Here is a 24,636-nt window from a genome sequence, read left to right on the forward strand (position 1 = left end):
ATGATCTTCCCGGTGCGCCAGGAACCGGTCACCCACCAGCTGGTCGTCCCCGGGGGCCGGGACGCGACCGACGTCGTCCACGCCGATCTGCGGAGGCGCATCCTCTCCGGGGACATCGCGCCGGGGTCGGGCCTGTCCCAGGCGCGGATCGCGAAGGAGCGCCTGGTCAGCAGGGGGCCCGTCCGCGAGGCCTTCCGGCTGCTGCAGCGCGAGGGACTGATCGAGGTGGAGGTCAACCAGCGGGCCAGGGTGACCGACCTGTCCGTGGAGGAGGTCGAGCACCTCTACGCGCTGCGGGTGTCCAACGAGACGCTGGCCCTCGGGCTGAGCGTGCCGCGCTTCAGCCCCTCCGACCTCGACGAGCTCGACCGGCTCGTCGACGCGGTCGCCGCGGCGGAGGGTCGGGGGTTCGACCGGTGGGAGGCCCTGCACCACCGCTTCCACATGCGGTTGGTCTCCCACGCAGGGCAGCGGATGCTGAGCTCGACGGTCCTGTGGGCCGAGCACACCGGCCGCTACCGCAAGGTCTACGTCGGCCGGGACGGCAGCGGCTGGACGCTCGGGGCCCGCGAGCACGCCGAGCTCGCCCGGCTGTGCCGCGCACGGGACGCGCCCGCGGCCGCCACGCTGCTCGCCCGGCACCTCTCGCGCGCCGGGCTCGCCCTGATCGCCTCGATGGACCCCGCCCACGAACCGGCCCTGCTCCGGGCCGCCATCCGCCAGGCGCTCGCCGCCGCCGAGGGAGGAACCCCACCGTGACGCGACCCGACACCCCGGCCGGCCCCGTCCCCGCCCCCGTCGCCGTCGCGGACCGCATGGCGGCCGCGGCCCGGGTCTGGTTGGACGGGCTCGACCCCGACCAGCGGGCGGTCGCGCACTGGCCCGCCCCCGGCACGGACCCGGAGTCCGACGCGGAGCGCCTGCGCTGGTACTACACCCCGACCGACCACGGCGGCGTGCCCGTCGGTGCCCAGCGCCCCGCCCAGCAGAGCCGGGCCATGCAGCTCGTCGCCGCCGGGACGTCGACGGCGGGGTACGTCACCGTGGCCACGATCATGGGGTTGGAGAACGTCCTCGACCACGTCGAGGACTTCGCCGTCGACTGGGGCCGGGAGCGGGGTCGCGACCCCGGCCTCTACCACCTCCGGGTCTTCGGGGAGCCGGGCCCGGCGGGGGTGTGGGGCTGGCGCTTCGGCGGCCACCACGTCTCGCTCAACGTGCTCGTCGTCGACGGGGCCGTCCGCTCCACCACGCCGTGCTTCCTGGGTGCCGATCCCGCGACGTCGCCGCTGCTGGGCGGCGGCCTGCTGCGGCCGCTGGGCCGGGTGGAGGACCTCGCGCGGGAGCTGGTGCGGTCGCTGTCGCCCGAGGCCGCGGCCCGCGCGGTGCTGCTCGACCGGGCCCCGAGCGACATCGTCGGCGGCAACCGGGCGCGCATCTCCGACGGGGACGAGATGGTCCTGCTGCCCGACATCTGGCGCGGGCACTTCACCGAGCGACGCCTGCGGGACCGGGTCACCGCCATGAGCCGGACGGCGGAGGAGGCCTCGGGCCTCGGCGCCGACGACCACCGCCTGCTCGCGCTCACCACGGAGCCGAAGGGCCTCCCGGCCACCGCACTCGACGCCGGCCAGCGCGAGATCCTGAGCAGCCTGCTCGCCGCGTACCGCGGGCGGGTGCCCGACGGCCTGGCCCCGCCGCTCGACGAGGACGCGGTGCACTTCGCCTGGGCCGGGCCGACCGAGCCCGGCGCGCCCCACTACTACCGCCTCCAGGCTCCACGGCTGCTGCTGGAGTGGGACGACACCGCGCGCGGCGCCGACCACGCGCACTCCGTCTGGCGCGATCCGGAGACCGACTTCGGGCTCGACGCGCTCACCGCGCACCGCGCTGCGCACCACGGCTGAACGTCGGCGTCGTGGATGAGGGCGTTCGGCCTCTTGCGGGGGCGTCACCGCGGCGTCACCGTGCTGGGGTGGGCACTCCGGAGGCGCCGTCGACGCTGCGTTCGTGGATGAGCGCGGTGGGCGAGATCTCCCGGGCGGTCAACGCGGCCGAGCCGCTCGACGGGGTGCTGGCCCGCGTCGCGGAGCAGGCCTGCGTCCTGATCGGGTTCGACCAGTGCGCCGTGATGCTCGCGGAACCCGACGGGACGCACCTGCGGGTGGCGGGCTCGTCGGGGCTGTCGCGCGACTACGTCGCCCTCGTGAGCGATACCGGCTCGCTGCTCATCCACCCGGCGGGCCCGCAGCTCGACTCGCCCGCCGCCGAGGCTTTCCGGGCCGGGCGCACCGTGACCGTCTCCGACGTCGGCAGCGCCCCCCGGTACGGGCGGCTGACCCACCTGGCGCCGAAGCAGGGGTACCGGTCCCTGATCGCGGCCCCGCTGCACGCCCCCGGGGCGGGGACCCTCGGCGTCGTCGTCGCCTACTCGACGGCCGCCCGCGGGTTCGGCGCCGCGGAGGTGGAGCTCGTGGAGCTGCTTGCCGACCAGGCGGCACTGGCGTGCGAGGCGGCCCGGCTGCGCACCGGCCAGCAGGACGTGATCGTCGCGCTGTCGCGGACGAACGCCGAGCTGGAGCGCAGCCGCGCCGTCACCGAGTGGGCGGAACAGCAGCACCGTGCGCTCATGCGGCTGGTGCTCGACGAGGTCGGGCTGGCCGGTCTGGTCACCGCGCTGGCCGACGCGCTCGGCGCGTCCGTGACGGTCGAGGACCGCCACGGCAGGGTGCTGGCCAGGGCGCCCGTCTCCGGCTACCGCCCGCCACCGGACGCCGCCGCGCGCCGGCGCCGGCCGGTGCGGGGAGCGCTGGACGCGCTCGACCGCCGCAACGAGGTGGTGGAGGTGGGCGTCGACCGCTCGGGCCGTCCGGGTGCGTCGGCCGTCGGGCACCCCGTCGGTCGCGCCCACGGCGTCTGGGTGGCGCCGGTCGTGGTGGGACGTGAGCTTGCGGCGCGCCTGTGGGTCACGAACCCGCGCGCGTCGCCCGCGCCGGTCGAACGCCGGGTGATCGAGCGGTTCGCGCTGGTGGTGGCGCTGGAGGTGCTCAAGCAGCAGAACCTGGTGGACGTCGAGGAACGGTTGTCCGGCGACCTGGTCGGCGACCTGCTGCACCCGGGAGGGCCGCAGCACCCGCAGGGCGTGCTGGACCGGGCCGCCGCACTGGGACACGACCTCGCGCGGCCGCACGTCGTCGTGGTGCTGGCGCTCGACCCACCCGGGCCGGCGTCGCGGGTGACCGAGATCGTGCGGGCGGCGGCACGGCAGACGGCACCGCCGCTGATCGGGTACCACGAGGACGTCCACGTCCTGCTGTTCCCGGACGGCCCCGGCCTCGACGACGTGCTGCGCGGCGCACTGGCCCAGATCGAGCTCGTCCTGCCGGAGCGCACGGCGACCGTCGCGATCGGCCCGATCGCCGACGGGCCCGCCGACCACGGGCCCGCCTACCGGGTGGCCCGAGGCGCGGTCCGGCTGCGCCGCTCGGCGCGGCCCGGGGGAGTGGTCGACGTCCGCGACCTGGGCCTCGCGGCGTTCCTGCTGGAGGAGGGCGCCCCGGACACCCTGCGCCGGTTCGCCCGGAACCTGCTGCGCCCGGTCGTGGCCCACGACGACCTGCGCGGCGGTGATCTGCTCCCCACGCTGCGGGCGTGGCTCTCCGCGGGCTGCTCGACGTCGGCCACCGCGCGGGAGCTCGTGGTGCACCCCAACACGGTGGGCTACCGGATCGCGAGCATCGAGAAGCTCACCGGACGCAGCCTGCGGCGCAGCGACACGCGGCTGGACCTGCAGCTCGCCCTGACCGTGCGCGACATCGTGCAGGCCGGGGAGCCGTAGCCCCGGCCCCTCTGTGGGCCTGCCCAGCACATCCCCGGTTCTTCTGGGGGGCCACACATGGCCCCGCCGGTGTGGCACTCATCACGATCGGTGGCGCGCCGGTGGCCGGCCCTCCGACCGCCGCGCGGACGACGAGGAGGTCGCCGTGAAACCGCCCCCGTTCCACTACGCCGCGCCGACGAGCGTGGCGGAGGCCGTCGCGCTGCTGGGCGAGCACGCTGACGACGACGCCCGGGCTCTCGCCGGCGGGCAGAGTCTCGTGCCGCTGATGAACTTCCGGCTGGCCCAGCCCGGCTACCTGATCGACCTGCGGCGCATCGAGGAGCTGACCCGGATCCGCACCGACGGCGACGTGCTGTCGATCGGGGCGATGGTCCGGCTGTCCCGCGCCGAGCACTCACCGGAGGTCGCGCTCGGCGCACCGCTGCTGGCCGAGGCACTCGGTTACGTCGCGCACCCGCCGATCCGCAACAGCGGCACCGTGGGCGGCAGCATCGCGCACGCCGACCCCGCGGCCGAGCTCCCGGCGGTCGCGCTGGCGCTGGACGCCGAGCTCGTCGTCGTCGGCCCGCAGGGCGCGCGCACGATCGCCGCCGCCGACTTCTTCGTCGGGCCCTTCACCACGGCGATCGGGGCGGGCGAGATCCTCACCGAGGTCCGGTTCCCGCGCCGTGACGGTGGGCAGGCCTTCGTGGAGTTCGCGCGCACCCACGGCAACTTCGCGCTGGTGGGGGTCGCGTCGGTGATCGAGACCGACGGCGACGCCGTCACCCGGGCGGCGATCGCCCTGAGCGGGGTCGCCCCGGTGCCGGTGCGCGCCGCGGCGGCCGAGCGGGCCCTGACCGGCACCGTGCCGGATGACGCGTCGATCCGGGCGGCCGTGGACGCCGCCGTCGCCGGGCTCTCCCCGTCGGGGGACGCGCACGGCAGCACCGAGACCCGTACCGACATCGCCCGCAGCTACCTGCGCCGCGGCATCGAGCTGGCGCTGACCCGCGCCCAGGACCGGAGGTGAGCGACATGGAACGCCACGACGTCACGCTGACCGTGAACGGCCGGACGTCCACCGTGTCGGTGGAGCCCCGCAAGCTGCTCGTCGACGTGCTGCGCGAGGACCTCGGGCTCGTCGGCACCCACATCGGGTGCGAGCACGGCGTCTGCGGCACCTGCACCGTGCTCCGCGACGGCGAGAGCATCCGCTCCTGCACGACGTTCGCGGTGCAGGTGGACGGCGCGGAGCTGCGCACGGTGGAGGGCCTCGCCTCGGGATCCGAGCTGCATCCGCTGCAGGACGAGTTCTGGGACAAGCAGGGACTGCAGTGCGGCTTCTGCACGCCCGGGATGCTCATGCGGGCGTGCGAGATCGTCGAGCAGAAGCCGGACGTGACGCGCGAGGAGGTGCGCGAGGGCATCGCGAGCAACCTCTGCCGGTGCACCGGCTACCAGTTCATCACCGACGCCGTGTGCGCCGCCGCCGCGCGGATGAAGGCCGGCTCGACCGAGACGACCGGAGCACAGGCATGACGACCGTGGACCGCCCGGACGCCCCGCCCGTCCGCACGCACAAGCCCGACCGCACCTGGGTCGGCAAGTCGATCCGCCGCGTCGAGGACCCGAAGTTCCTGCGCGGGCGCGGCGGCTACATCGGGGACATGACCGTCACCGGCATGCTCTACGCCGCCGTCCTGCGCAGCCCGCACCCGCACGCCCGGATCACGGGGATCGACACCACCGAGGCGTCGGCCGCGCCCGGCGTGCACGCGGTGATCACCGGTGCGCGGGCGGCCGAGCTGTGCGACCCGCTGCCCGACTTCGGCCCGAACCCCGCGGCCCACACGTGGCGCTGCCTGGCCGTGGACAAGGTCCGCTACGTCGGTGAGGGGGTCGCCGTCGTGGTCGCCGAGAGCCGCTACCTCGCCGAGGACGCGCTCGCCCTGATCGACGTCGAGTACGAGCCCCTGCCGGCCGTCGTCGACCCGGAACGGGCGCTCGCCGACGGTGCCCCGCTCGTCCACGACGACCTGGGCTCCAACTGCGCCTACGAGCGCACCTTCGACTTCGGCGACGTCGAGCGCGACTTCGCCGAGGCCGACGTGATCGTCACCGACCGGCTGCGCTGGCACCGCTCGGGGGGCCAGCCCCTGGAGACGGTCGGCGCGATCGCCGACTTCGACCACGCCACCGGCGCGCTGACCGTGCACACCAACTCGCTGAGCTTCACCAGCTACCTGTTCATGGTGGCCGGCACGATGAAGATCCCGGCCAACAAGCTCGACGTCCGGCCCCTGCCGGCCGGCGGCAGCTTCGGCTCGAAGCTGTTCGCCACCAAGCCCGCGGTGATCGCCGGGATGTGCTCGCGCGAGGTCGGGCGGCCCGTGCAGTACCTCGAGGACCGCGTCGACAACATGTCCAACTGCGACCACCACGGCTCCGACCGCGTCTACGAGGTGCGCCTCGCGATGATGCGGGACGGCACGATCCGCGGCATCGACATCGACACCGTCGAGGACTACGGCGCCTACATCCAGTTCGGCGTCGGACACCACGGCAACGCCCTCGCCCAGGTCGTGGGCCCCTACGCGATGACGAGCGTGCGCTACCGGGTCCGCGCGGCCCTGACGAACAAGAACCAGCAGGGCGCCTACCGGGGCTTCGGCTCCGAGGTCAACAACTGGATGCTCGAGCAGATGGTGGACAAGGCGGCCCGCGAGCTCGCCCTCGACCCCGTCGAGCTGCGGCGGCGCAACTTCATCCGCGAGTTCCCGCACTTCATCCCCACCGGCAACGTCTACGACTCCGGCGACTACGACGCCGTGCTGGACAAGGCGCTGGAGCTCTCGGAGTACCGCCACTGGCGCGACGTGCAGGCGAAGGCCCGCGAGGAGGGCCGCTGCATCGGCATCGGGCTGATCACCGCGCAGGAGCGGTCGGTGTTCTCGGCGACGGAGTTCTGGTTCTGGTTCGACGAGCCCGGCGCCCCGGTCACGTCGATGCCGGAGAGCGTGACGCTCAAGGTCGACGCCACCGGCGGCATCACCGCGACGCTGTACTCCTGCGCCTTCTGGGGCAACTCCCCGGAGACGATGGTGGCGCAGCTCGTGGCGGAGGAGTTCGACTGCGACCCGCACGACGTCTCGATCGTCTACCAGGGCAGCAAGAACGGCCTGCCCGCGACGGGTCCCGGCGGCTCGCGCACCACGGTGATGCTCGCCGGCGCGGTCGAGGGCGCCACGGCCAAGATCAAGGCGAAGGCGCTGCGCGCGGCCGCGCACCTGCTGGAGGCGAACCCCGACGACATGGAGTGGGTCGACGGCGGCTACCAGGTCAGAGGGGTGCCCGAGCAGCGCAAGAGCCTCGCCGACATCGCGGTGATGCTGCACCTGTTCAAGCACAGCTTCCCCGAGGACATGGAGAGCGGGCTCGAGGACTCCAAGGTCTTCGACCACCCGTACACCACGATGCCCTCGGCCGACCGCACCGACCTCGGCGTCTTCTACCCGTTCATGGGCCACGCCTGCCACGTGCCGGTGGTGGAGGTGGACCTGGAGACCGGGAGCGTGAGCTTCCTGGCCTACGCCGCCGTCCACGACTGCGGCACGCTGGTGAACCCGCGCTCGCTGGCCGGGCACATCGTCGGCGGCACCGCGCAGGGCATCGGCACGGCGCTCTACGAGGAGTTCGTCTACGACGACGACGGACAGCTGCTCACGTCCAGCTTCCTCGACTACCTCGTCCCGTCGGCGATGGAGGTGCCGGAGCTGAGGATCGGCCACCACGAGACGCCGTCGCCGTACACGCTGCACGGCATCAAGGGCGGAGGTGAGGGCGGCCGGATGATGGCGCCCGCGGCGATCAACGTGGCGGTCAACGACGCGCTGGCGCACCTCGGGGTGCGGGTGACCGAGCTCCCGATCACCCCGGACCGCCTGCGGGCCGCGATCCGCGCGGCCGGGGGCTGACGGTGGTCGCGACCCCGCCCCGTCGCAGGAAGGCCACCATGCCGCAACGGCGTGGCGTGAAGGTGGCCTTCCTGCAACCGGGTGGGGCGGCGTGAGCACGCGGGTCGCCGTCGTCACCGGCGCGAACCGCGGCATCGGGCGGGCCATCGCCGTCGCCCTCGGTGCCGCGGGGTTCGCCGTCGCCGCCACCGCGCGGGACGCCGCGACGCTGCGGGAGACCGTCGCCGAGGTGGAGGCCGGCGGGGGCACCGCGCTCGCGCTGGCCTGCGACGTCCGCGACGAGGCGTCGGTGACGGCGATGGCGGCCGCGGCGTCCGACCTCGGGCCGGTGCACACCGTCGTCGCCAACGCCGGGATCGCCGGGCCGACGGCACCGCTGCACAAGATCGAGCTCGCCGACTGGCGGGACTGCCTGGCCACCGACCTCGACGGCGTGTTCCTCACCTTCCGCGCGTTCGTCCCGGCGCTCGTCGCCGCGGGGGAGGGCAGCCTCGTCGCCGTCTCGTCGATGACGGGCAAGCGCCCGCTGCACGGCCGCACGCCCTACGCGGCCGCGAAGATGGGCGTGATCGGGCTGGTCCGGACGCTCGCGGTGGAGCTGGGGCCGCACGGGATCCGCGTCAACGCGGTCTGCCCCGGTGCGGTCGCCGGCCCCCGCATCGACGACGTGATCGCCCGCCAGGCGGCCGCGCGGGGCATCAGCGAGGCCGAGGCGCTCGCCGCGTTCACCGGGGCGTCGCCGCTGGGCCGGCTCGTCGAGGCGGGGGAGGTGGCCGCGGCGTGCGCGTACCTCGCCTCCGACGCGGCGGCCTCCATCACCGGTGAAGACATGAACGTGACCGCAGGCGTCGTGATGTTCTAGGAGTGGACATGCAGCTGATCGATCTCTCGCAGGACATCTACGAGGGCATGAAGGTCTACCCGGGCCACCTCAAGACGGTGCAGTTCGACCACGCCACGCACGAGGAGACCGCCCCGCGCTTCGACGGCGGGTTCTCGTTCCAGACCACCGGGTTCATGCTCAACGACAACGGGCCGACCCACGTCGACTCCTTCTCCCACCTCGACCCGGACCCGTCCGCCGAGACGATCGAGAAGATGTCGCTGGACCTGTTCTACGGCACCGCCGTGTGCCTGGACGTCACGGGGTTCCCGCCCCGGACCGACATCACCGCCGACGACCTCGACCGGGTCGTGGGCGACTCGCCGGTGGACGTCGAGCGCGGGGACATCGTGCTGTTCCACACGGCCACCTGGAACCGGTACAACGGGGACAAGCGGTACCTCAGCGAGTTCCCCGGGCTCGGCGGGTCGGCCAGCGAGTGGATCGTGGAGCGGGGGATCAAGACGTTCGGCGTCGACAGCCCGACGCCCGACAACCCCGCGAGCACCAGCTACCCGTGCCACATGATGTGCCGCCGTGAGCACATCACCCACTACGAGAACCTGGCCAACCTCGACCGGGTCGTGAACACCCGGTTCACCTTCGTCGGGTTCCCCCTCAAGCTGCAGGGTGCCCACGGCGGGCCGACCCGGGCCGTTGCGCTGGTGGGGTGAGGCGCCCGGTCGCCGCCCGGGGGTCGCGCCCCGGGCACGGAGGAACGCGCCGCGGTGCCGAGGTGCCGCGCCGGGGTCGCCGACCCGGCGTGCGGACCTGCGGAGAGGTGGAGGTGTCCCGGTGCTGAACGGGGTGGTCGCGGTCGTGTGCATGGTGCTGCTCGGCTATGCGGGCGTGGTCATGCTCTACGTGTCGAGGCACGACGGGCTGCCTCCGCCGTTCCCCCGGCGCCTCCGCAGGTTCGACCGCACGGGCGACGGCGACCAGCCCGACGACGCCGTCCGGGATCGCCGCGATCCGTGACCGGGAGCCGCCGCGTGACCGGGCCGCCGGCGCACCCGCGCCGTCGCGGTGATCACCGGGGTCCGTCGGGGTCGGCCAGGGAGCGGCCGAAGGTGCGCAGGCGGTGCAGGGCGAGGTCGTCGACGTCGCGGGAGCCCGACCGCAGCGCCTGCTTGATCGCCTGGTGGGTCCGGGCCTGCAGGCCGCAGCGCCGGCAGACCTCGAGGTGCTCGGCGACCCGGGCGGCGGTCACGTCGTCGGCCTCGCCGTCGAGGTAGCGCTGTGATCGGGGAAGCGATCGGCGGCCGTGGGCTGCGGGCGCGGGACCTGACGCGCTCGCCCCGGTGGCCCGGTACCTCGGACTCACCGGGCTGGTGCTGTCGGACCCCGACCACCGGCTCCGCCTGCGCCGGGCCCCGATCCGGCGGGTCTACTCGCCCGGCACGATCGCGCGCTACGCGATGCTCAGGGCCGGGGGCGCGACGCTGCACAAGCCGGTCGAGGACACCCGGCAGATGGGCGGTGACGCGCTGGTCGTGGAGGGCCGGGTCGTGCGGCTCTGGCGCCCGGCGACGCCCGACGACCGGGCGTCGCCGTCCCGCATCGCCGCCGTGGCCGGGGAGCAGGGCCGGGCCGGGCGCTGATCTGCCGAGCCGGCCCGGCCCTCCTAGGCCCCGGAGGTCTTCGCCGCCCCGTCGCCGCTGGCGCCCTCCTCGACCTCGCGCGCCGCTCCGTGCAGGTCGGGGTTGGCCGGACCGGCGCCGGACCCCGGGCCCGCGTCGTCGGCCGTGCCGCCGTCCGCGGGGTAGTGCGGCTCCTGGTCGGTCTCCTCGCCGTACTGCGGTTCCTGGCCGGGCTGGTTCTCGCTCACGTGGGACTCCTTCAGCGTGGTGATCAGGGAGCTGGTGCCGGAGCCGGACGGCCGTCCACGCGGACGGCCCGCCCCGACCGGTCAGGGGTCCGGACACCGCCACGCTGCTGGACGGAGTCGGACCCACGGGCGCTACTGCGGGTCGTCGGTGGTGGTCGGGTCGGTGGAGAGCAGCTCCGCGTCGGTGCCGACCTCGTCGGCGGACGTCTCGGGGTCGGTGGTCTTGTCCACCGTGTTCTGCTCGGTGAGGAACTCGTCGCTGTCGGGATCAGGGGCCTCGTTCACATCTGCGGTCATGTCCGCTGGCTTCCTCGTGACGCGGCTCACCAATCCTCGGATCTCAGAATGAGACCGCCCGCCGTGACCGGATCCCCGCGGCGCTACCGGGCGGGCCGGGTCGGGCGGCGGGCGTCGGCCAGGACGTCCGCCCCGCCGCCGAGCACGTCGGCGGCGACCTCCCGCACCTTGCGACGGTCGTGCCGGGCCGCCCGGCGCAGCAGGTCGAACGCCGCCACGGCGTCGACGCCCCGGTCCGCCATCAGGTAGCCGATGGCGCGCTCCACCACGATCCGGTGCTCCAGGGCGTACCGGAGCTGGGCGGCCAGCGAGTCGCTGCGGCGGGCGGCGACCAGGGTGCCGAGCAGGGAGCCCAGCAGCCGGGCGTAGGCCGACAGGGCGTCGACCTCGTCGTCGGGCCAGTCGTGCGGGCGGTCCCGGTAGACGTTGAGGGTGGCCACCGGCGCACCGGCGACGCGCACCGGGACGCCGAGCACCGCGCGCACACCCAGCGGGCCGACGATCGCGCCGACGGCCCGGTAGCGCTCGTCGGTGGTCAGGTCCGGGCTCCGGACGGTCGCGTCGAGGACGAGGCTGTCCAGGCACGGGCCCTCGCCCAGCTCCTCCTGCACGCGCTCCAGCGCCCGGATGGCTCCGTCGGAGGCGGCGACGTAGCGCAGGGCGTCGTCGGAGTCGACGAACATGAGCCCGACGCCGGACAGGGCGAACAGGCTGTCGGCGGCGCCGACCACGAGCTCGACCAACGCGACCGGGTCGGCCGGTCCGGACCCGTCGCGGTCGTGCGCGACGCGTTCGAGCCGCTGGATGCTCGCGCTCAGGGCGGCCGGGTCGATCGCCACGCTCGTGCCTCCCCTGCCGTCCTGGTCCGGGCTGTCGTGGTCCGGGGGTGCCGTGGTGGTCACCGTAGCGGGGGGCGGCGCGATGTGAAGGGACCGGGCAGCAGCTCGAGGCCGTGCGGGTCGGCCGGATCCGCCAGCGGGTGGGGGCGGTGCGGCACGTCCAGCACGCCGACCAGTCGCCGCACCGCCCGCGGGAAGCGGGCCAGGAACAGCCGCCCGCCGCGCCGCGTGACGGGGCGGGCGGTCGCGGACAGCTCCAGCATGGTCCGGGCCCCGCAGAACCGGACACCGGCGAGGTCGAGCACGAGCGCACCGATCCCGGGGATCCGGGCGACGGCCCCGTCCAGCGCGGCGCGCAGGGCCGCCGCGGTGGCGATGTCGAGCTCTCCGTCGAGTTCCAGGACCCCGACCGTGTCGATCAGCCGCAAGTCCGCGTGCAGCCCGCGTCGACCCAACTCCGCCCCCTGTCGCGGCTCGTGGAAGGAGCCGCCCGCGGGGTCAGGGGGAGCGACCGTGACTGTGTCGCGAGGACGTTATCAGGGCACCCGGCCCGGAGCGCGGACAGCGGCCGGGGTGCGCGGGGGAGCGCTCAGACCGTGGCCACCGTGCCACCGTCCACGGCGATGTCGGCCCCGGTGACGGACGCCGCGGCGTCGGAGACGAGGAAGCCGATCACCTCGGCGATCTCGGAGGGGGGCGCGAAGCGGCCCTGGGGGACGCCGCCGAGCGAGTCCATGAGGACCCGGAACCCGTCCTCGGCGGACATGCCGCGGGACTCGGCGATGCGCCGCGCGAGCTCGTCGGCGGCGGGGCTGTGGATCCCGCCCGGGGAGACGGTGTTGACGCGGATGCCGTGCGCGGCGAGCTCGTTGGCCAGCCCCTTGCTGTAGGTGCGCAGGGCGGCCTTGGCCGCCGCGTAGGCCAGGGTGCCGTCCCACAGGGGCATGCGGCTCTGGATGGACCCGACGTGCACCACCGCCCCGCCACGGCCCTGCTTCAGCAGCGGGGTCAGCGCGCGGTCGATGCGGACGGCGCCCAGCAGGTTGAGGGCCAGTTCGGCGTCCCAGTCGGCGTCGGTGAGCGCGGCGTGGCCGCCACCGGGGGACCGGGACCCGCCCGCCACGTGCACGACGACGTCCAGCCCCTCGGCGGGGTCGAGGGCCGCGGCGACGGCGGCCGCGGCGTCCGGGCGGGTGAGGTCGGCCGTGACGACCCGATCGGCGCAGGTGGCGGCCGGGGCGGTCCGCCCGACGGCGAGGACGCGGGCGCCGGCGGCGGCCAGGCGCCGCACGACCGCCTCCCCGAGACCCCGGGTGCCGCCGACGACGACCGCACGGCGGCCGGTGAGGGAGAGGGTGGCCGGGTAGGACGGCGTGGAGGTGCTCATGACCCGACCGTGGGGCTTCCCCCGAGGGGAAGGTCAAGAGGCGGGCCGATCCACCTCCGGGCCGGCGGTCAGGCGACGCTGCGGTCCCGGCGCGGGTCGGACGGCTGGAGCAGGGCGTCGACCAGCGGGCCGGGGGCCGTCACCATCGCCTCGTGCCCGGTGGCCACCTCCAGCACCGGCCAGCCCGCGGCCCGCGCCCGGTCGGCGTGCGGACGGAACACCCGCATCCAGTCGGTGCACTCCACGAACGTCGCCGGCACCGCCTCGTGCGCCCCGGTGAGGGCGAGCGGCTCGGTGTAGGTCAACCAGGGGTGCGGGGTGAGGCGCGGGGTCAGCCAGGCGAGGTCGGCCTCCTCGGTGACGCCGAGCACCTGCAGCGAGCGGACGGGGATGAGCCAGCCGTGCCCCGGACCCGACACCGCCTCCCGGTAGTGCCCGGCCACGGTGGGCGGCAGCAGGTCGATCCCCGCCTCGCCGTGGCGGCCGACGAAGGCGTCGAGGTACACGCGCCGGGCGATCCGCTCCGGGCAGCGGTCGGCCACCGAGGTGACGACGAGACCGGCGTAGCTGTGCCCGACCAGCACCACGTCGTGCAGGTCCTCCGCCTCGAGCAGGGCGACGACGTCGTGGGTGTGGGTGCCCAGGCCGACGCCGGGGTGCAGCAGGTGGGACCGGTCGCTGACCCCGGTCAGGGTGGGGGTGAGCACGTCGTGCCCCGCGGCGCGCAGGCGCGGGGCCACGCGGCCCCACACCCAGCCGCCGTGCCAGGCGCCGTGCAGGAGGACGAAGGTGGTCATGTCACTGCTCCTGCGGGTGGGTGGCGACCGCCTCCACCGTGATGTCCATCCACGGGAACATCGGCAGCGAGGCGAGCACGTCGTGCAGCTCGGTGGCGTCGGCGACCTCGTAGAGGCCGATGGTGGCGTTGCGCCCGGGCACCCGCCACAGCCGCTTGAGGATGCCGGCGGCGCGCAGCTCGTCGGCCCGGGCGCGCTCGCCCTTCTTGAGCCGGGCCCGTTCCTCGTCGGCGGTGTCGGGGGGGAGCGTGTTCTGCGCCCGTACCAGGAACTCCATGGTCGGTCCCCTCACCGGAGCGTCTCGGGTGCGATCCCGTGGGGTGCGCCCACGTGGGTCGTGCGGATGCGGTCGGTCACAGCCGTCCTCCTGGGGCGGTCGGATCGGGGCGTCACCACTGCTGGTGCAGGTTCGCGTCGAGCTGCTGGAGCGCGCTGACGACGCTCATCAGGTGGGCGCGCATGGTCTGCTCGGCGAGGTCGGGATCCCCCGAGCAGACGGTCTCGATCACCTCGAGGTGCTCGGTGAGCCCGACCGACGGCCGGCCGGGCAGCAGCGCCACCGTGTAGTGGTAGCGGACGCTCTGCGTGCGCAGCCGGTCGAGCATCAGCCCGGCGGTCTCGTGCGCCGAGACCACCCGGATCGCGTGGTGCACGTCCTGGTTGATCCGCGTGTAGGCCATGAGGTCGGCCGTGTCGACCGCGACGCGCAGGTCCTCGCCCAGCACGCGCAGCCGCGCGCGGTCGTCGGCGGTGGCCCGCTGCGCCGCCTTGGCCGCGCAGAGCCCCTCGACGACGGCGCGCGCCTCGGTGATCTCGACGGCCTCGTCGAGCGAGATCGGCCGGACCCGGGCCCCCGGCACGGCGTCACCGACCTGACGATCGTCGGCGACGCCTTCGCGCTGCGCCTGCTCGACGCGCTCGACGCCGCCGCGGCGGCGGGCCGCCCGGCCGCCGTCGGTTCGCTGCGCCGGATCCGCAGCATCGGCGCGGTGTGGAGCCCGCCGGTGAAGCGGCGGCTGCTCGCGCACGCCGACGTCGTCCTGCTCGACACGATCGCGGCGTCGGAGGGCGGCGTGTACGCCGTCTCCGCGGTCACCCGGGCCACCGCCGACGACCAGGCCGGCACGTTCACCCTCGCCGCCGGGGCCCGGCTGATCGACGCCGACGGCCGCGACGTGCCGCCCGGGTCGGACGAGGTCGGGCTGCTCGCGGCACCCGTCGTCGCCGGGGCCGGGTACGAGGGCGACCCGGAGAAGACGGCCGGGGCGTTCCGCGACATCGACGGCGTGCGCTGGTCGGTGCCCGGCGACATGGCGCGCCTGGACGCCGACGGCCGGCTGCGGCTGCTCGGCCGCGGCAGCCAGGTGATCAACACGGGCGGGGAGAAGGTGTACGCCGACGAGGTCGAGCTCGTGCTGCGCGACCACCCGGCGGTGCGCGACGCCGTGGTGCTGGGCGTCCCCGACCCGCGGTGGGGCAGCGCCGTCGCGGCGGTGGTGTCGCTGCGGGCGGGTCGCTCCGCGGCGCCCGCCGAGCTGGGGGCGTTCGTGGCGGGCCGGCTGGCCGGGTACAAGAAGCCCCGGCGGGTCGTCGTCGTCGACGAGGTGGCGCGGCTCAACACCGGCAAGGCCGACCTGGGCTGGGCCCGGTCGCAGTTCGCCGCCCCGGCGCCCGAGCGCCCGGCCGTCGCCCGATGACGGTGCTGCGCCGGCAGGGGGCCGGGCGCAGCGGCTGGTGGGTGGTGCTGAGCGGCTCGGTGCTGCTCACCCTCCAGAACGGCCTGATCATGGCCGCGTTCGGCGCCTACCTCGTGGCGATCACGACGGAGACCGGGTGGTCGCCGGGCGTCATCGCGATCGGCTACGCGATCGTCCAGCTGGGCAACGGCTTCATCGCCCCGCTCACGGGCTGGTGCTGCGACCGGTTCGGCACCCGGGCCGTCTCCCGGGCCGGCACGCTCGTCACCGCGCTCGGGTTCGGGGTCGGCGGGATCGCCGTGGACGAGGGCCAGTTCCTCGCCGCCGTGGTGGTCATCGCGCTGGGCTGCTCCGCGGCCGGGATCATGCCCCTGACCGTGGCCGTGGTGCAGGTGCTGCCCGAGCGCCGCACCCTCGCGCTGGGCCTGCTGCCGAGCGGTGTGGCGCTCGGCGGGCTCGCGGTGCCGCTGGTCGTGCTGGCGCTGGAGGGGCTGGGCTGGCGGGTGACGTTCCTCGGGATCGCCGCCGTCACCGTGGCCGTCGGGCTGGCCGCGAGCGCGGTGCTGCCCTCGGAGCCGGTGGAGGCGCCGGTGGTCCCCGCCCCGGCCCCGGACGAGCGGGCCGCGGTGCGGCCCGCGGACGAGGACCACGACCTGCGGGCCGCGGTCCGCACGGCGGCGTTCTGGCTGCTGGTCGTCGGGCACGGGGCGGCGCTGGTCGCGGTCAGCGCGATCAACCTGCACCTGGTGCCGCTGCTGACCCGCCACCACGGGATGTCCCTGGGCACGGCCGGGCTCGCGGTCGCGGCGATGTCGGTGGCGCAGCTGGTCGGCCAGGTCGTCACCGGCGTGATCGGCGACCGCATCGACAAGCGGCACCTCGCCGCGGGCTGCATGCTCGTGCAGTCGGCCGTGCTGCTGGTGATGGCCACGGCGTCCGGGTTCGGGGTGCTCGTCACCGCGGCCGTCGTGCACGGCCTGGCCTGGGGGCTGCGCGGGCCGGCGATGACCGCGATGCGCACCGACTACTTCGGCCTCACCTCCTTCGGCACGATCATGGGCTGGTCGATGGGGTTCGTGTCCCTGGGCCTCGTGCTCGGCCCGCTGCTGGTCACGGCGGTCGAGGCCGGGCCGGGCGGCTACCCGCTGGCCCTCGTCCTGCTGGCCGCGGTGACGGGGGTGGGGATGGCCGCCTTCCTCGGGCTGCGCCCGCCGGCGTTCCGCGTCGGTCGGCCGCGCGGCGGTCGGGACGCCCCCGACCGGTGCGCGACCGGGTGACGGGCGCAGGCCGTCACCGGCGGCGGCCCGTCGTGGTCCCGCAAGGTGCCGGTCGGCGGTCGTCCGCCGCGAGCGCCTCAGGCGGGCGGCCCGCTCCCACCGGAGGGACGACCGGCCGGCCGGTCGGTGCCCGACAGCATCCGGGCGAGGGGGGCGGACGGGTTGTCGGGTCGCCACACCGCGGCGAGGTCGACCCGCCGGGCGGCACCGTCGAGGTGCCGCAGCACGACGCCCGCCCGGTCGAGCGCGGCGACGGAGGAGGGGACGACCGCGAGCCCGATCCCGGCGGCGACGAGACCGAGGACGGTCTGCATCAGCCACACCCCGCGCTGGGCGACCCGCGGCGTGACACCGGCGTCGGCGAACGCGGCCCCGACGGCCGCGTGCAGGCCGGGGACGTCGTGCTGCTCGGGGAGCACGAACGGCTCGTCGGCCACGTCGGTGAGCGCGACGCGCGACCGGGCGGCGGCCGGGTGGTGCGCGGGCAGCGCGAGGAGCAGCTCCTCGGACCCGAGCCACCGGTGGTCCAGGTCGGGCTCGGGGGCGGGCAGGTAGAGGACGGCGAGGTCGAGGCTGCGGTCGCGAACCGACCGGAGCAGGGCGTCGGGGTCCCGCTCGCGCAGCGTCAGCTCGACGTCGGGGTGCCCGGCGCGGAACCCGCGCAGCAGGTCCGACAGCGCACCGTTGATCGCGGACGGCACGAAGCCGACGGAGAGCCTGCCGAGGGAGCCGTCCGCGACGCGGCGCACCAGCCGGGCGGTGTCGTCGAGGTCGGCGAGCAGCCGCCGGGCCTCGGGCAGCAGGGCCGCGCCGGCCGCGGTGAGCCGGACCGCGCGTCGTGACCGGTCGAACAGGGTGGCGCCGAGGTCCTTCTCCAGCAGCGCGATCTGCTGGCTCAGCGGGGGCTGGGCCATGTGCAACCGCTCGGCGGCCCGGGTGAAGCTGAGCTCGTCGGCGACCGCGACGAAGTAGCGGAGCCGGCGGAATCGCATAGGCGCAGCATATGGGTCGCCACGAAGCAGATGTTGGACATATCGAGAGGTGCGGGGGACGCTCGGGGCATGCCCCTCCCCGTTCTGGACCCCGCCGCCGCGGTCTCTCGCATCCCCGACGGCGCCACCGTCATGGTCGGCGGGTTCGGCCTGGTCGGCGCGCCCCTGACCCTGATCGACGCGCTCCTGACGCACTCGTCGGTGACGGACCTGACGGTCGTCAGCAACAACCTCGGCGAGCCCGGCCGCGGGCTCGGGAAGCTGCTCCTGGAGGGCCGCGTCGCCAAGGCCGTCGGCTCCTACTTCACCAGCAACCCCGACGTCGTCGCCGCCTACCAGGAGGACCGCCTGGAGATCGACCTCGTGCCGCAGGGCACGCTGGCCGAGGCGATCCGGGCCGGGGGAGCGGGCATCGGCGGCTTCTACACGCGCACCGGCTGGGGCACCGCGCTCGGCGAGGGCCGCGACGAGCGGGTGATCCGCGGCGAGCCCCACGTCTACCAGGAGAGCCTGCGCGCCGACGTCGCACTCGTGCGGGCCCGCGCCGCCGACGAGCTCGGCAACCTCGTCTACGCCAAGACCGCGCGCAACTTCAACCCCGACATGGCCACCGCCGCCGACCTGGTGATCGCCGAGGTCGACGAGATCGTGCCGGTCGGCGCACTCGACCCGGAGGAGATCGTGACCCCGCACCTGTTCGTCGACGTCCTGGTGCTCTCATGAGCGCCGTCCAGGAACGCATCGCCGCCCGCGTCGTGCCGCACATCCCGCCGGGTGCGGTGGTGAACCTCGGCATCGGCATCCCGACGCTGGTCGCCGACCACCTGCCCGGGTTCGCCGCGCACCTGCAGACCGAGAACGGCCTGCTCGGCGTCGGCCCGACCCCGGGGCCCGGCGAGGTCGATCCCGATCTCGTGCACGCGGGCAAGAAGCCCGTCACCGCCCGGCCCGGCGCCTCGTTCTTCGCGAGCTCCGCGTCGTTCGGGATGATCCGCGGCGGGCACGTCGAGGTCGCGGTGCTCGGCGCGCTGCAGATCGACGGGCGGGGCCGGATCGCGAACTGGTCGGTGCCCGGAAAGCCGGTGCTCGGCGTCGGCGGGGCGATGGACCTGCTGGTCGGGGCCCGCACCGTCGTCGTCGCGACCACGCACACCGCCAAGGACGGCACGCCCAAGATCGTCGCGGAGTGCTCCTACCCGCTCACGGCGCGGCGTCCGGTCGACGTGGTCGTCACCGAGCTGGCGACGTTCCGGGTGCGCGACGGCGGGCTCGTCCTGACCGACCTGGCCGACGGCGTGACCCTCGACGAGGTGCGCGAGCGGACCGCTGCGCCCTTCCGCACCGAGATCCCGGAGGCCGTCGATGCGTGACGCCGTCATCTGCGAGCCGCTGCGCACCCCGGTCGGCGGGTTCGGCGGCACCCTGCGCACCGTCCCCGCCCACGTCCTGGGCGCGACCGTGGTCCGCGCGGTGCTGGAGCGCAGCGGGCTGGACCCGGCCGCCGTCGACGAGCTGGTGCTCGGGCAGAGCTACCCGACCATGGACGCGCCCGCGGTCGGGCGGGTCGTCGCGCTCGACGCCGGGCTGCCCGTCACCGTCACCGGCCAGCAGATCGACCGGCGCTGCGGCTCCGGGCTGCAGGCCGTGCTCACCGCCGCGATGCAGGTGCAGACCGGCGTGAGCGACGTCGTGCTGGCCGGGGGCGTCGAGTCGATGTCGCGGGCGCCGTTCTACTCCGCCGACATGCGCTGGGGCACCCCCGCGGGTCCGGGTCTGCTGCTGCACGACGCGCTGGCCCGCGGGCGTGTCACCGCGGGCGGCGAGAACTTCCCGGTGCCCGGCGGGATGCTGGAGACGGCGGAGAACCTGCGCCGCTCCTACGGCATCGGCCGCGACGAGCAGGACAAGCTGGCGGTGCGCTCGCACCGCCGGGCCGCCGCCGCGCAGGCCGCCGGGGTGTTCGCCGAGGAGATCGTGCCGGTCACGGTGCCCGGCAAGCGCGGCGACACCGTCGTGGAGCGCGACGAGCACATCCGGCCCGACAGCTCCGTCGAGGTGCTGGCGCGGCTGCGCCCGGTGCTGGGCCGCGACGACCCGGACGCCACGGTCACCGCCGGGAACGCCTCTGGCCAGAACGACGGCGCCGCGGCCTGCGTCGTCACCACCCCCGAGCGGGCCGCCGCGCTCGGCCTGCGCCCGCTGGTGCGGCTGGTGTCCTGGGCCGTGGCCGGGGTGCCGCCCGCGACGATGGGCATCGGCCCGGTCCCGGCGACCGCCCTCGCGCTGGAGCGGGCCGGGCTCACCCTCGACGACGTCGACCTGATCGAGCTGAACGAGGCGTTCGCCGCGCAGGTGCTGGCCGTGACGCGGGAGTGGAAGCTCGACGACACCGACCGGGTCAACGTCCACGGCTCCGGCATCTCCCTGGGGCACCCGGTCGGGGCCACCGGTGCCCGCATCCTCACCACGTTGTCGCGGGAGATGGTCCGCCGCGGTGCGCGCTACGGGCTGGAGACGATGTGCATCGGCGGCGGGCAGGGCCTGGCCGCGGTGGTCGAGCGGGTCTGACGCGCCGGCCCAGCGCCACGCCCTGCCGTCGGAGCGGCGCACGGCCTCGTCGACGCGGGCGGTGTCGTCGACCCCACCGCCGCCCTCCGCGCCGCCACCGTCGAGGAGGCGACGACGGGGCCCCGCTGATGCTCCCGGGTTCAGGCGGGCACGGCCGCGGCGTCGCGACCGTGCAGCGCCTGCGCCACCGCGCGCAACGGCTCCGGGTCGACGAGGAGGCCGAGGTGGCTGCCGGGCACCTCGACGACGCGCGCGGCGGGATCGAGGCACGCCCGCCAGCGCACGAGCCGGTCCTCGCGGCTGTAGACGGCGACGAACGGGACGTCCGGCACGCCGCGGAGTGCGTCGTGGAACTGCGTGCAGCACGACCCGTAGAAGCAGGCCACGGTGAACAGGCCCGGTACGCCGAGCGTGCCCGCCACGGCGAGCGCCCCCGCCTGCAGCCTGAGCGGCAGACTCACGCCGTACACGTCGAACGGGGTGCCCAGCGTGACGAGGGAGTGCACGGGCATCGCCGGATCGGTCGCGACGGCCCGGGCGAACTGGCCTCCGCGGCTGTACCCGAGCAGGCGGACCGGCGATCCGGTCTCGTCGGCGAACCGCCGCACGACGTCCTTGAGGTCGTCGACGGTGCGTCGGCCGCAGCCCATGCCGACACCGGCCGTGTGGGTCCGGACCGTGTAGCCCAGGCCCGTGAGCCGGTCGCGGAGCGGGGCGAGGGTGAGGTCGGTGGTGCAGAAGCCGCCGACCAGGACCACGGGCCCGCTGCCGTGCAGGTCTGCGGGCAGGTCGGCCGGGCGGGGATCGGCGGGAGCGTCGACGAGTGCGCGCACGCGGCGGAGCGTGTGGGTGATCGAGAACTGGGGCACGGGAGCTCCTTCGGCCGGTCCGCGCCGGAAGCTGCGCGTACCAGGGGATCCCCGCCGGGGTGACGGTCGAACCGCGGCGCCCACCCGACAAGCCGTACTTGCCGATCGACAAGTGGGAGTTGACGGGGAGTGGTCGGAAGCGCACACTCGGCAAGCACCACATCGACGGACGAGCGGGGCACGGGGCGGTAGCGGCCCGTGGTCCTGATCGTCCGGACGTCACCTCCGCTCGGTGGGGACGTCGGTGTCCCGGCGGATCGCCGGTCATGCGTTCCCCTCCCCCCGGCCGACGCTCGTGCTGCACCGGGCCGGGCCCGACGCGGCGCACCCGGTCGTCCTCAGCAGTGAGGTCGACGGGCAGCGCAGCGGAACGCACATCCACTCTCGCTCTTCCACGAGACGACTCTCTCCACGACACGGCTCTGCCACGTGCTGACGCGGGTCAGCGAAGAAGGAATCCCATGTATGGAAGAATGGTGACCACTGCTGCAGTGGCCGGCCTGATCTTCGGATATGCCGCGACAGCGGCATGGACCATCGGGCCGATGAGCGAGGCCGCGGAGTACACGGTCGCCGACGATGTGCGCGCCGAACCGGCCGACGAGCGGGGCGGCAGTCCCTTCGCGCTGATGGCCGTCGAGCCCACGGAGACCTCCGCGGCGCCGGCCCGGGGTGCGGTCTCCGGGGACACGCCCGGCCTCTACGGCGGCACGTCGCAGAACGCCTGTGACCGGGCGGCGATGGTGGCGTTCCTCGAGCAGAACGCCGACCGCGCCGACGCGTTCGCCGCCGTCGAGTCCATCGACGCGGCAGGCATCGCCGAGTACGTCGGCGGGCTGACCCCGGTGACGCTGCGCACCGACACGGCCGTGACCAACCACGGCTTCGCGGACGGCATGGTGACGTCGTTGCAGGCGGTGCTCCAGGCGGGCACCGCGGTGATGGTGGACCGGTTCGGCGTGCCTCAGGTGCGCTGCTACTGCGGCAACCCCCTCGCCTCACCGGCCGACACCGACGCAGGGATCGCGTACTCGGGCCGGGTGTGGTCCGACCTCGCGGCGGACCGGGTCGACGTCATCACCCCGGCGCACGCGCCGGTGGACGAGTTCACCCTCGTGACCCCGACGCACGACGCGATCGACCGTCCGGCCGGCTCCGGCGGTGACGAGGATGCGGAGTCGGACAGCGGCTACGACGACGGTGCCGATGGTAACGGCGGCGACGGAAGCGGCGGCAGCGGAGACGGCGGCGGCGGAAGCGGCGGCAACGGAAACGGCGGCGGCAACAACGGCGGCGGAAACGGCGACGGCGGTGGCAACGGCGGCGGCGGCGGTGGCAACGGCGGCGACGGAAACGGGCTCATCCGAATCGGGGGTGTAGGAGTTGGGGTCTGAAGCCGCCGGTCTCGAGCAGGCTTCGGGCGATGTAGTTGGTCAGGTTGCGGAACCCGAGTGCGGAGCCGCGCAGGTGTTCGAGCCGTCCGTTGAGCGCCTCGGTCGGCCCGTTGCTGGTGCCGGGTCGTTCGAAGTAGGCGAGCACGTCGGCGGCTCGCGTCTTCAGGGTCCGGCCCAGGGTGGTGAGCTCGGTGAGCACCTTGGGGACGCCGGCGCTGAGGTCGGTGATCAGCTTCTCCATGAGCTCGCGGCCACGTTGCCGGTCCTCGTGGCGATAGGCGGCGATCATGCGCTGGTAGACACCCCAGGTCGCCTCGACCTCGACGTGAGCGTCATCAACGAACAGCGCGCGTAGCCTGTCGCTCTGCTTGTCGGTGAGCAGGTCCGCGCCGGTGTGCAGCGTGCGCCGCGACTTGTAGAGCGGGTCGTCCCTGAACCCACGGTGCCCGTGGATCGCGAGTTGGACCCGGCGCCGGCACCTGTCGAGGGCGTCACCGGCCAGGCGCACGACGTGGAAGGGATCCATCACCGTGACCGCGTCCGGGATCTCCTCCGCAGCGGCGGTCTTGAACCCGGTGAAGCCGTCCATCGCGACCACCTCGACCGCGTCACGGAAGGCGTCGTCGCGGTCGGCGAGCCAGGTCTTGAACGCCGCCTTCGACCGGCCCTCGACCATGTCCAGCAGCCTTGCTGGGCCGGCGCCATCGCGGACCGGGGTGAGGTCGATGATCACGGTGACGTACTTGTCGCCACGCCTGGTGTGGCGCCAGACGTGCTCATCGACGCCAATGACCTTCACGCCCTCGAACCGCGTGGGGTCGTTGATCAGCAGCCGATTGCCTTCGGCCAGGACCGCGTTGTTGGCGGTGTCCCACGCGACCCCGAGTCCCTCGGCGACACGGGCGACGGTGAGGTGTGCGACCACGATCCCTTCCAGCGCCCACCGCAACCCGGTGCGCGAGAGCTTCGCGCGTGGCTCCGCCGCGGCGCTGGTGTCTTGGCGCCACACGTGTCCGCAGTCGGCACAGCGGTAGCGGCGCACTACAACTTCCAGCACGGTCGGTCGCCAGCCCAGCGGCTCGTGGGCCAACCGCCGGATCACGGTGTCACGAGCAGCGCCTTCGCTGCCGCACCGTCGGCAAGACTGATCTGGTTCCACCACGCGGCACGCGAGGACCGCACGATCCGGTTCAAGTCGTTGCCCGGTCACGCTCAGACCGAGGCCGTCGAGTCGAGCGAAGGCGGTCAGGTCAGGGCAGCCGAAGCCGGCCGGCGGGGTAGCGTCGGACACGTCGAGGTCTTTCGGATGGATGGCGTAGGAACCTCCATCGTCGGGAGACCTCGACGTCTATCTGCGGACCGACGCGTCCGGCCGACCTACACCCTCATCTGGGAAGAGCCCGCAAAGCCGACGTGATTAGGTCGTCGGTTCGATTCCAACAGGCGGCTCCGGCGAACAGCCCCTGACCTGCGCAAACGCAGGGCAGGGGCGGTTCGGTTCTGGTGGTCGCGCGATGCGCTGGCCTCACGGCTCTGCCCGACACCGACGTCGCTCTCCTCTGCGACGGACCCCTCGCCGGCTGAGCGCTCGCGGCCGGCATCCTGTCCGTGTGCCGATATGCCTCGCTCCGCTCGGCAACGCAGCGTGGCGTTGTGTCGCGACCTGGACGTGCGAGGTGTCAACGGTGCGTCGGCGCAGCGATCGCTGTGTGCGCAGCGAGATGCTCCATGCCGCACGCGCGGCGCGCACGAACGCAACGCCCCGGAACGCCAACGACCCGTCATCGCTGCGACGCGCAACGCGTCTCCCGTCACGGCAACGGATCGCAACCACGACCCGCCCACGGCGCCTCGCGGGACGGAGGGCAAGTTGACACAGTTGCGCTGCCATGGAACCGCGCTGGCTCTCTCGATGACCACCGGTGAAACAGTGCCGCTCCAGGCTTGCGCCTGGTGTTGCCTGGCCTCCTCGTGATCGGCCCGTCGGGGATCGTCAACGTGGTGCGGGTGT

At 74.4% G+C, this 24,636-nt stretch carries 28 protein-coding genes; 16 read left to right on the forward strand and 12 right to left on the reverse strand.

The window, feature by feature from the left end:
• The 9 genes from H6H00_RS20315 (at position 1) to H6H00_RS20355 (ending at position 9,658) form a co-directional block, all read left to right on the forward strand.
• Positions 1-759, forward strand: a complete 759-nt coding sequence (locus tag H6H00_RS20315; RefSeq protein WP_185717326.1) for a GntR family transcriptional regulator — start codon at positions 1-3, stop codon at positions 757-759.
• On the forward strand, positions 756-1,907 hold the full coding sequence (locus tag H6H00_RS20320) for a DUF3500 domain-containing protein (RefSeq protein ID WP_255425277.1): 1,152 nt from the start codon (positions 756-758) through the stop codon (positions 1,905-1,907). The genes H6H00_RS20315 and H6H00_RS20320 overlap by 4 nt, the downstream gene beginning before the upstream one ends.
• Before the next feature lie 68 nt (positions 1,908-1,975).
• Positions 1,976-3,838: a helix-turn-helix domain-containing protein gene (locus H6H00_RS20325; protein WP_185717327.1), complete on the forward strand. Its 1,863-nt coding sequence runs from the start codon at positions 1,976-1,978 to the stop codon at positions 3,836-3,838.
• A gap of 145 nt (positions 3,839-3,983) precedes the next feature.
• Entirely contained in the window at positions 3,984-4,853 is an 870-nt protein-coding gene (locus tag H6H00_RS20330; RefSeq protein ID WP_185717328.1) for an FAD binding domain-containing protein, read from the forward strand.
• A 5-nt stretch (positions 4,854-4,858) separates the two neighbouring features.
• On the forward strand, positions 4,859-5,362 hold the full coding sequence (locus H6H00_RS20335; RefSeq protein ID WP_185717329.1) for a (2Fe-2S)-binding protein: 504 nt from the start codon (positions 4,859-4,861) through the stop codon (positions 5,360-5,362).
• Positions 5,359-7,797: a xanthine dehydrogenase family protein molybdopterin-binding subunit gene (locus H6H00_RS20340; protein WP_185717330.1), complete on the forward strand. Its 2,439-nt coding sequence runs from the start codon at positions 5,359-5,361 to the stop codon at positions 7,795-7,797. Before H6H00_RS20335 ends, H6H00_RS20340 begins: the two co-directional genes overlap by 4 nt.
• A 91-nt stretch (positions 7,798-7,888) precedes the next feature.
• Complete coding sequence (locus H6H00_RS20345; RefSeq protein ID WP_185717331.1) at positions 7,889-8,659, forward strand: SDR family NAD(P)-dependent oxidoreductase; 771 nt, start codon at positions 7,889-7,891, stop codon at positions 8,657-8,659.
• Between the two features lie 8 nt (positions 8,660-8,667).
• Positions 8,668-9,354 (forward strand): cyclase family protein, encoded by a 687-nt coding sequence (locus H6H00_RS20350; protein WP_185717332.1) that lies wholly within the window; start codon positions 8,668-8,670, stop codon positions 9,352-9,354.
• A 121-nt stretch (positions 9,355-9,475) separates the two neighbouring features.
• On the forward strand, positions 9,476-9,658 hold the full coding sequence (locus tag H6H00_RS20355) for a hypothetical protein (RefSeq protein WP_185717333.1): 183 nt from the start codon (positions 9,476-9,478) through the stop codon (positions 9,656-9,658).
• Between the two features lie 52 nt (positions 9,659-9,710).
• On the opposite strand, the gene H6H00_RS20360 is transcribed toward H6H00_RS20355, so the two are convergent.
• On the reverse strand, positions 9,711-10,004 hold the full coding sequence (locus H6H00_RS20360; protein WP_185717334.1) for a zf-HC2 domain-containing protein: 294 nt from the start codon (positions 10,002-10,004) through the stop codon (positions 9,711-9,713).
• Between H6H00_RS20360 and H6H00_RS20365 the strand changes: the two genes are divergently transcribed.
• Entirely contained in the window at positions 9,982-10,281 is a 300-nt protein-coding gene (locus H6H00_RS20365; RefSeq protein ID WP_185717335.1) for a hypothetical protein, read from the forward strand. The two genes, H6H00_RS20360 and H6H00_RS20365, sit on opposite strands and share 23 nt — an antisense overlap.
• A 23-nt stretch (positions 10,282-10,304) precedes the next feature.
• On the opposite strand, the gene H6H00_RS20370 is transcribed toward H6H00_RS20365, so the two are convergent.
• The 8 genes from H6H00_RS20370 to H6H00_RS32390 all read right to left on the reverse strand — a co-directional run bounded on the left by H6H00_RS20370 (position 10,305) and on the right by H6H00_RS32390 (position 14,856).
• Positions 10,305-10,508, reverse strand: coding sequence for a hypothetical protein (locus tag H6H00_RS20370; protein WP_185717336.1), 204 nt, complete (start codon positions 10,506-10,508; stop codon positions 10,305-10,307).
• A gap of 132 nt (positions 10,509-10,640) precedes the next feature.
• The gene (locus tag H6H00_RS20375) at positions 10,641-10,805 is read right to left on the reverse strand and encodes a hypothetical protein (protein ID WP_185717337.1); all 165 of its coding nucleotides are present in this window, start codon (positions 10,803-10,805) and stop codon (positions 10,641-10,643) included.
• 83 nt (positions 10,806-10,888) lie between these two features.
• Positions 10,889-11,644 carry a GAF and ANTAR domain-containing protein gene (locus tag H6H00_RS20380; RefSeq protein ID WP_255425278.1) on the reverse strand — a complete coding sequence of 252 codons (756 nt, stop codon included), beginning with the start codon at positions 11,642-11,644 and terminating at the stop codon, positions 10,889-10,891.
• A gap of 59 nt (positions 11,645-11,703) precedes the next feature.
• A complete protein-coding gene (locus H6H00_RS20385) occupies positions 11,704-12,072 on the reverse strand; it encodes an STAS domain-containing protein (protein ID WP_185717338.1) in 369 nt (122 codons plus the stop codon).
• A gap of 161 nt (positions 12,073-12,233) precedes the next feature.
• Positions 12,234-13,031 carry an oxidoreductase gene (locus tag H6H00_RS20390; RefSeq protein ID WP_185717339.1) on the reverse strand — a complete coding sequence of 266 codons (798 nt, stop codon included), beginning with the start codon at positions 13,029-13,031 and terminating at the stop codon, positions 12,234-12,236.
• 68 nt (positions 13,032-13,099) lie between these two features.
• A complete protein-coding gene (locus tag H6H00_RS20395; RefSeq protein WP_185717340.1) occupies positions 13,100-13,828 on the reverse strand; it encodes an alpha/beta hydrolase in 729 nt (242 codons plus the stop codon).
• A gap of 1 nt (position 13,829) precedes the next feature.
• Entirely contained in the window at positions 13,830-14,105 is a 276-nt protein-coding gene (locus H6H00_RS20400) for a muconolactone Delta-isomerase (protein ID WP_185717341.1), read from the reverse strand.
• A 112-nt stretch (positions 14,106-14,217) separates the two neighbouring features.
• Positions 14,218-14,856, reverse strand: coding sequence for a GntR family transcriptional regulator (locus tag H6H00_RS32390; protein ID WP_255425848.1), 639 nt, complete (start codon positions 14,854-14,856; stop codon positions 14,218-14,220).
• Between H6H00_RS32390 and H6H00_RS32900 the strand changes: the two genes are divergently transcribed.
• Both H6H00_RS32900 and H6H00_RS20410 read left to right on the forward strand, forming a co-directional pair.
• A complete protein-coding gene (locus tag H6H00_RS32900; protein WP_344735756.1) occupies positions 14,833-15,525 on the forward strand; it encodes an AMP-binding enzyme in 693 nt (230 codons plus the stop codon). The two genes, H6H00_RS32390 and H6H00_RS32900, sit on opposite strands and share 24 nt — an antisense overlap.
• A complete protein-coding gene (locus H6H00_RS20410) occupies positions 15,522-16,802 on the forward strand; it encodes an MFS transporter (protein ID WP_185717343.1) in 1,281 nt (426 codons plus the stop codon). Before H6H00_RS32900 ends, H6H00_RS20410 begins: the two co-directional genes overlap by 4 nt.
• Before the next feature lie 77 nt (positions 16,803-16,879).
• Here the strand turns inward: H6H00_RS20410 and H6H00_RS20415 are convergent, their stop codons facing one another.
• Positions 16,880-17,794: a LysR family transcriptional regulator gene (locus H6H00_RS20415; protein WP_185717344.1), complete on the reverse strand. Its 915-nt coding sequence runs from the start codon at positions 17,792-17,794 to the stop codon at positions 16,880-16,882.
• 69 nt (positions 17,795-17,863) lie between these two features.
• Here H6H00_RS20415 and H6H00_RS20420 point away from each other — a divergent pair, with 69 nt between their 5' ends.
• From H6H00_RS20420 to H6H00_RS20430, 3 genes are read left to right on the forward strand one after another with little or no spacing between them, the layout of a single operon-like run.
• The gene (locus tag H6H00_RS20420) at positions 17,864-18,517 is read left to right on the forward strand and encodes a CoA transferase subunit A (protein WP_185717345.1); all 654 of its coding nucleotides are present in this window, start codon (positions 17,864-17,866) and stop codon (positions 18,515-18,517) included.
• Positions 18,514-19,164 (forward strand): 3-oxoacid CoA-transferase subunit B, encoded by a 651-nt coding sequence (locus H6H00_RS20425; protein WP_185717346.1) that lies wholly within the window; start codon positions 18,514-18,516, stop codon positions 19,162-19,164. The genes H6H00_RS20420 and H6H00_RS20425 overlap by 4 nt, the downstream gene beginning before the upstream one ends.
• Entirely contained in the window at positions 19,157-20,362 is a 1,206-nt protein-coding gene (locus H6H00_RS20430) for an acetyl-CoA C-acetyltransferase (RefSeq protein WP_185717347.1), read from the forward strand. The genes H6H00_RS20425 and H6H00_RS20430 overlap by 8 nt, the downstream gene beginning before the upstream one ends.
• A 140-nt stretch (positions 20,363-20,502) precedes the next feature.
• On the opposite strand, the gene H6H00_RS20435 is transcribed toward H6H00_RS20430, so the two are convergent.
• Positions 20,503-21,231, reverse strand: coding sequence for a hypothetical protein (locus tag H6H00_RS20435; protein ID WP_185717348.1), 729 nt, complete (start codon positions 21,229-21,231; stop codon positions 20,503-20,505).
• Between the two features lie 344 nt (positions 21,232-21,575).
• On the opposite strand from H6H00_RS20435, the gene H6H00_RS20440 reads away from it, so the two are divergent.
• Positions 21,576-22,625, forward strand: a complete 1,050-nt coding sequence (locus H6H00_RS20440; protein ID WP_185717349.1) for a DUF6777 domain-containing protein — start codon at positions 21,576-21,578, stop codon at positions 22,623-22,625.
• On the opposite strand, the gene H6H00_RS20445 is transcribed toward H6H00_RS20440, so the two are convergent.
• Positions 22,591-23,916, reverse strand: coding sequence for an ISL3-like element ISPfr2 family transposase (locus H6H00_RS20445; protein WP_185717350.1), 1,326 nt, complete (start codon positions 23,914-23,916; stop codon positions 22,591-22,593). The two genes, H6H00_RS20440 and H6H00_RS20445, sit on opposite strands and share 35 nt — an antisense overlap.
• Between the last annotated feature and the right edge of the window lie 720 nt (positions 23,917-24,636).

Source organism: Pseudonocardia petroleophila (assembly GCF_014235185.1).
Lineage (GTDB): Bacteria > Actinomycetota > Actinomycetes > Mycobacteriales > Pseudonocardiaceae > Pseudonocardia > Pseudonocardia petroleophila.

Excerpts from the sequence above, each read along its gene's own strand:
- H6H00_RS20315 (WP_185717326.1), top strand. The coding sequence starts at position 1 with ATGATCTTCCCGGTGCGCCAGGAACCGGTCACCCACCAGCTGGTCGTC.
- H6H00_RS20335 (WP_185717329.1), top strand. The coding sequence starts at position 4,859 with ATGGAACGCCACGACGTCACGCTGACCGTGAACGGCCGGACGTCCACC.
- H6H00_RS20390 (WP_185717339.1), bottom strand. The coding sequence starts at position 13,031 with ATGAGCACCTCCACGCCGTCCTACCCGGCCACCCTCTCCCTCACCGGC.
- H6H00_RS20350 (WP_185717332.1), top strand. The coding sequence starts at position 8,668 with ATGCAGCTGATCGATCTCTCGCAGGACATCTACGAGGGCATGAAGGTC.
- H6H00_RS20400 (WP_185717341.1), bottom strand. The coding sequence starts at position 14,105 with ATGGAGTTCCTGGTACGGGCGCAGAACACGCTCCCCCCCGACACCGCC.
- H6H00_RS20340 (WP_185717330.1), top strand. The coding sequence starts at position 5,359 with ATGACGACCGTGGACCGCCCGGACGCCCCGCCCGTCCGCACGCACAAG.
- H6H00_RS20410 (WP_185717343.1), top strand. The coding sequence starts at position 15,522 with ATGACGGTGCTGCGCCGGCAGGGGGCCGGGCGCAGCGGCTGGTGGGTG.
- H6H00_RS20425 (WP_185717346.1), top strand. The coding sequence starts at position 18,514 with ATGAGCGCCGTCCAGGAACGCATCGCCGCCCGCGTCGTGCCGCACATC.
- H6H00_RS20395 (WP_185717340.1), bottom strand. The coding sequence starts at position 13,828 with ATGACCACCTTCGTCCTCCTGCACGGCGCCTGGCACGGCGGCTGGGTG.
- H6H00_RS20420 (WP_185717345.1), top strand. The coding sequence starts at position 17,864 with ATGCCCCTCCCCGTTCTGGACCCCGCCGCCGCGGTCTCTCGCATCCCC.
- H6H00_RS20415 (WP_185717344.1), bottom strand. The coding sequence starts at position 17,794 with ATGCGATTCCGCCGGCTCCGCTACTTCGTCGCGGTCGCCGACGAGCTC.
- H6H00_RS20430 (WP_185717347.1), top strand. The coding sequence starts at position 19,157 with ATGCGTGACGCCGTCATCTGCGAGCCGCTGCGCACCCCGGTCGGCGGG.
- H6H00_RS20375 (WP_185717337.1), bottom strand. The coding sequence starts at position 10,805 with ATGACCGCAGATGTGAACGAGGCCCCTGATCCCGACAGCGACGAGTTC.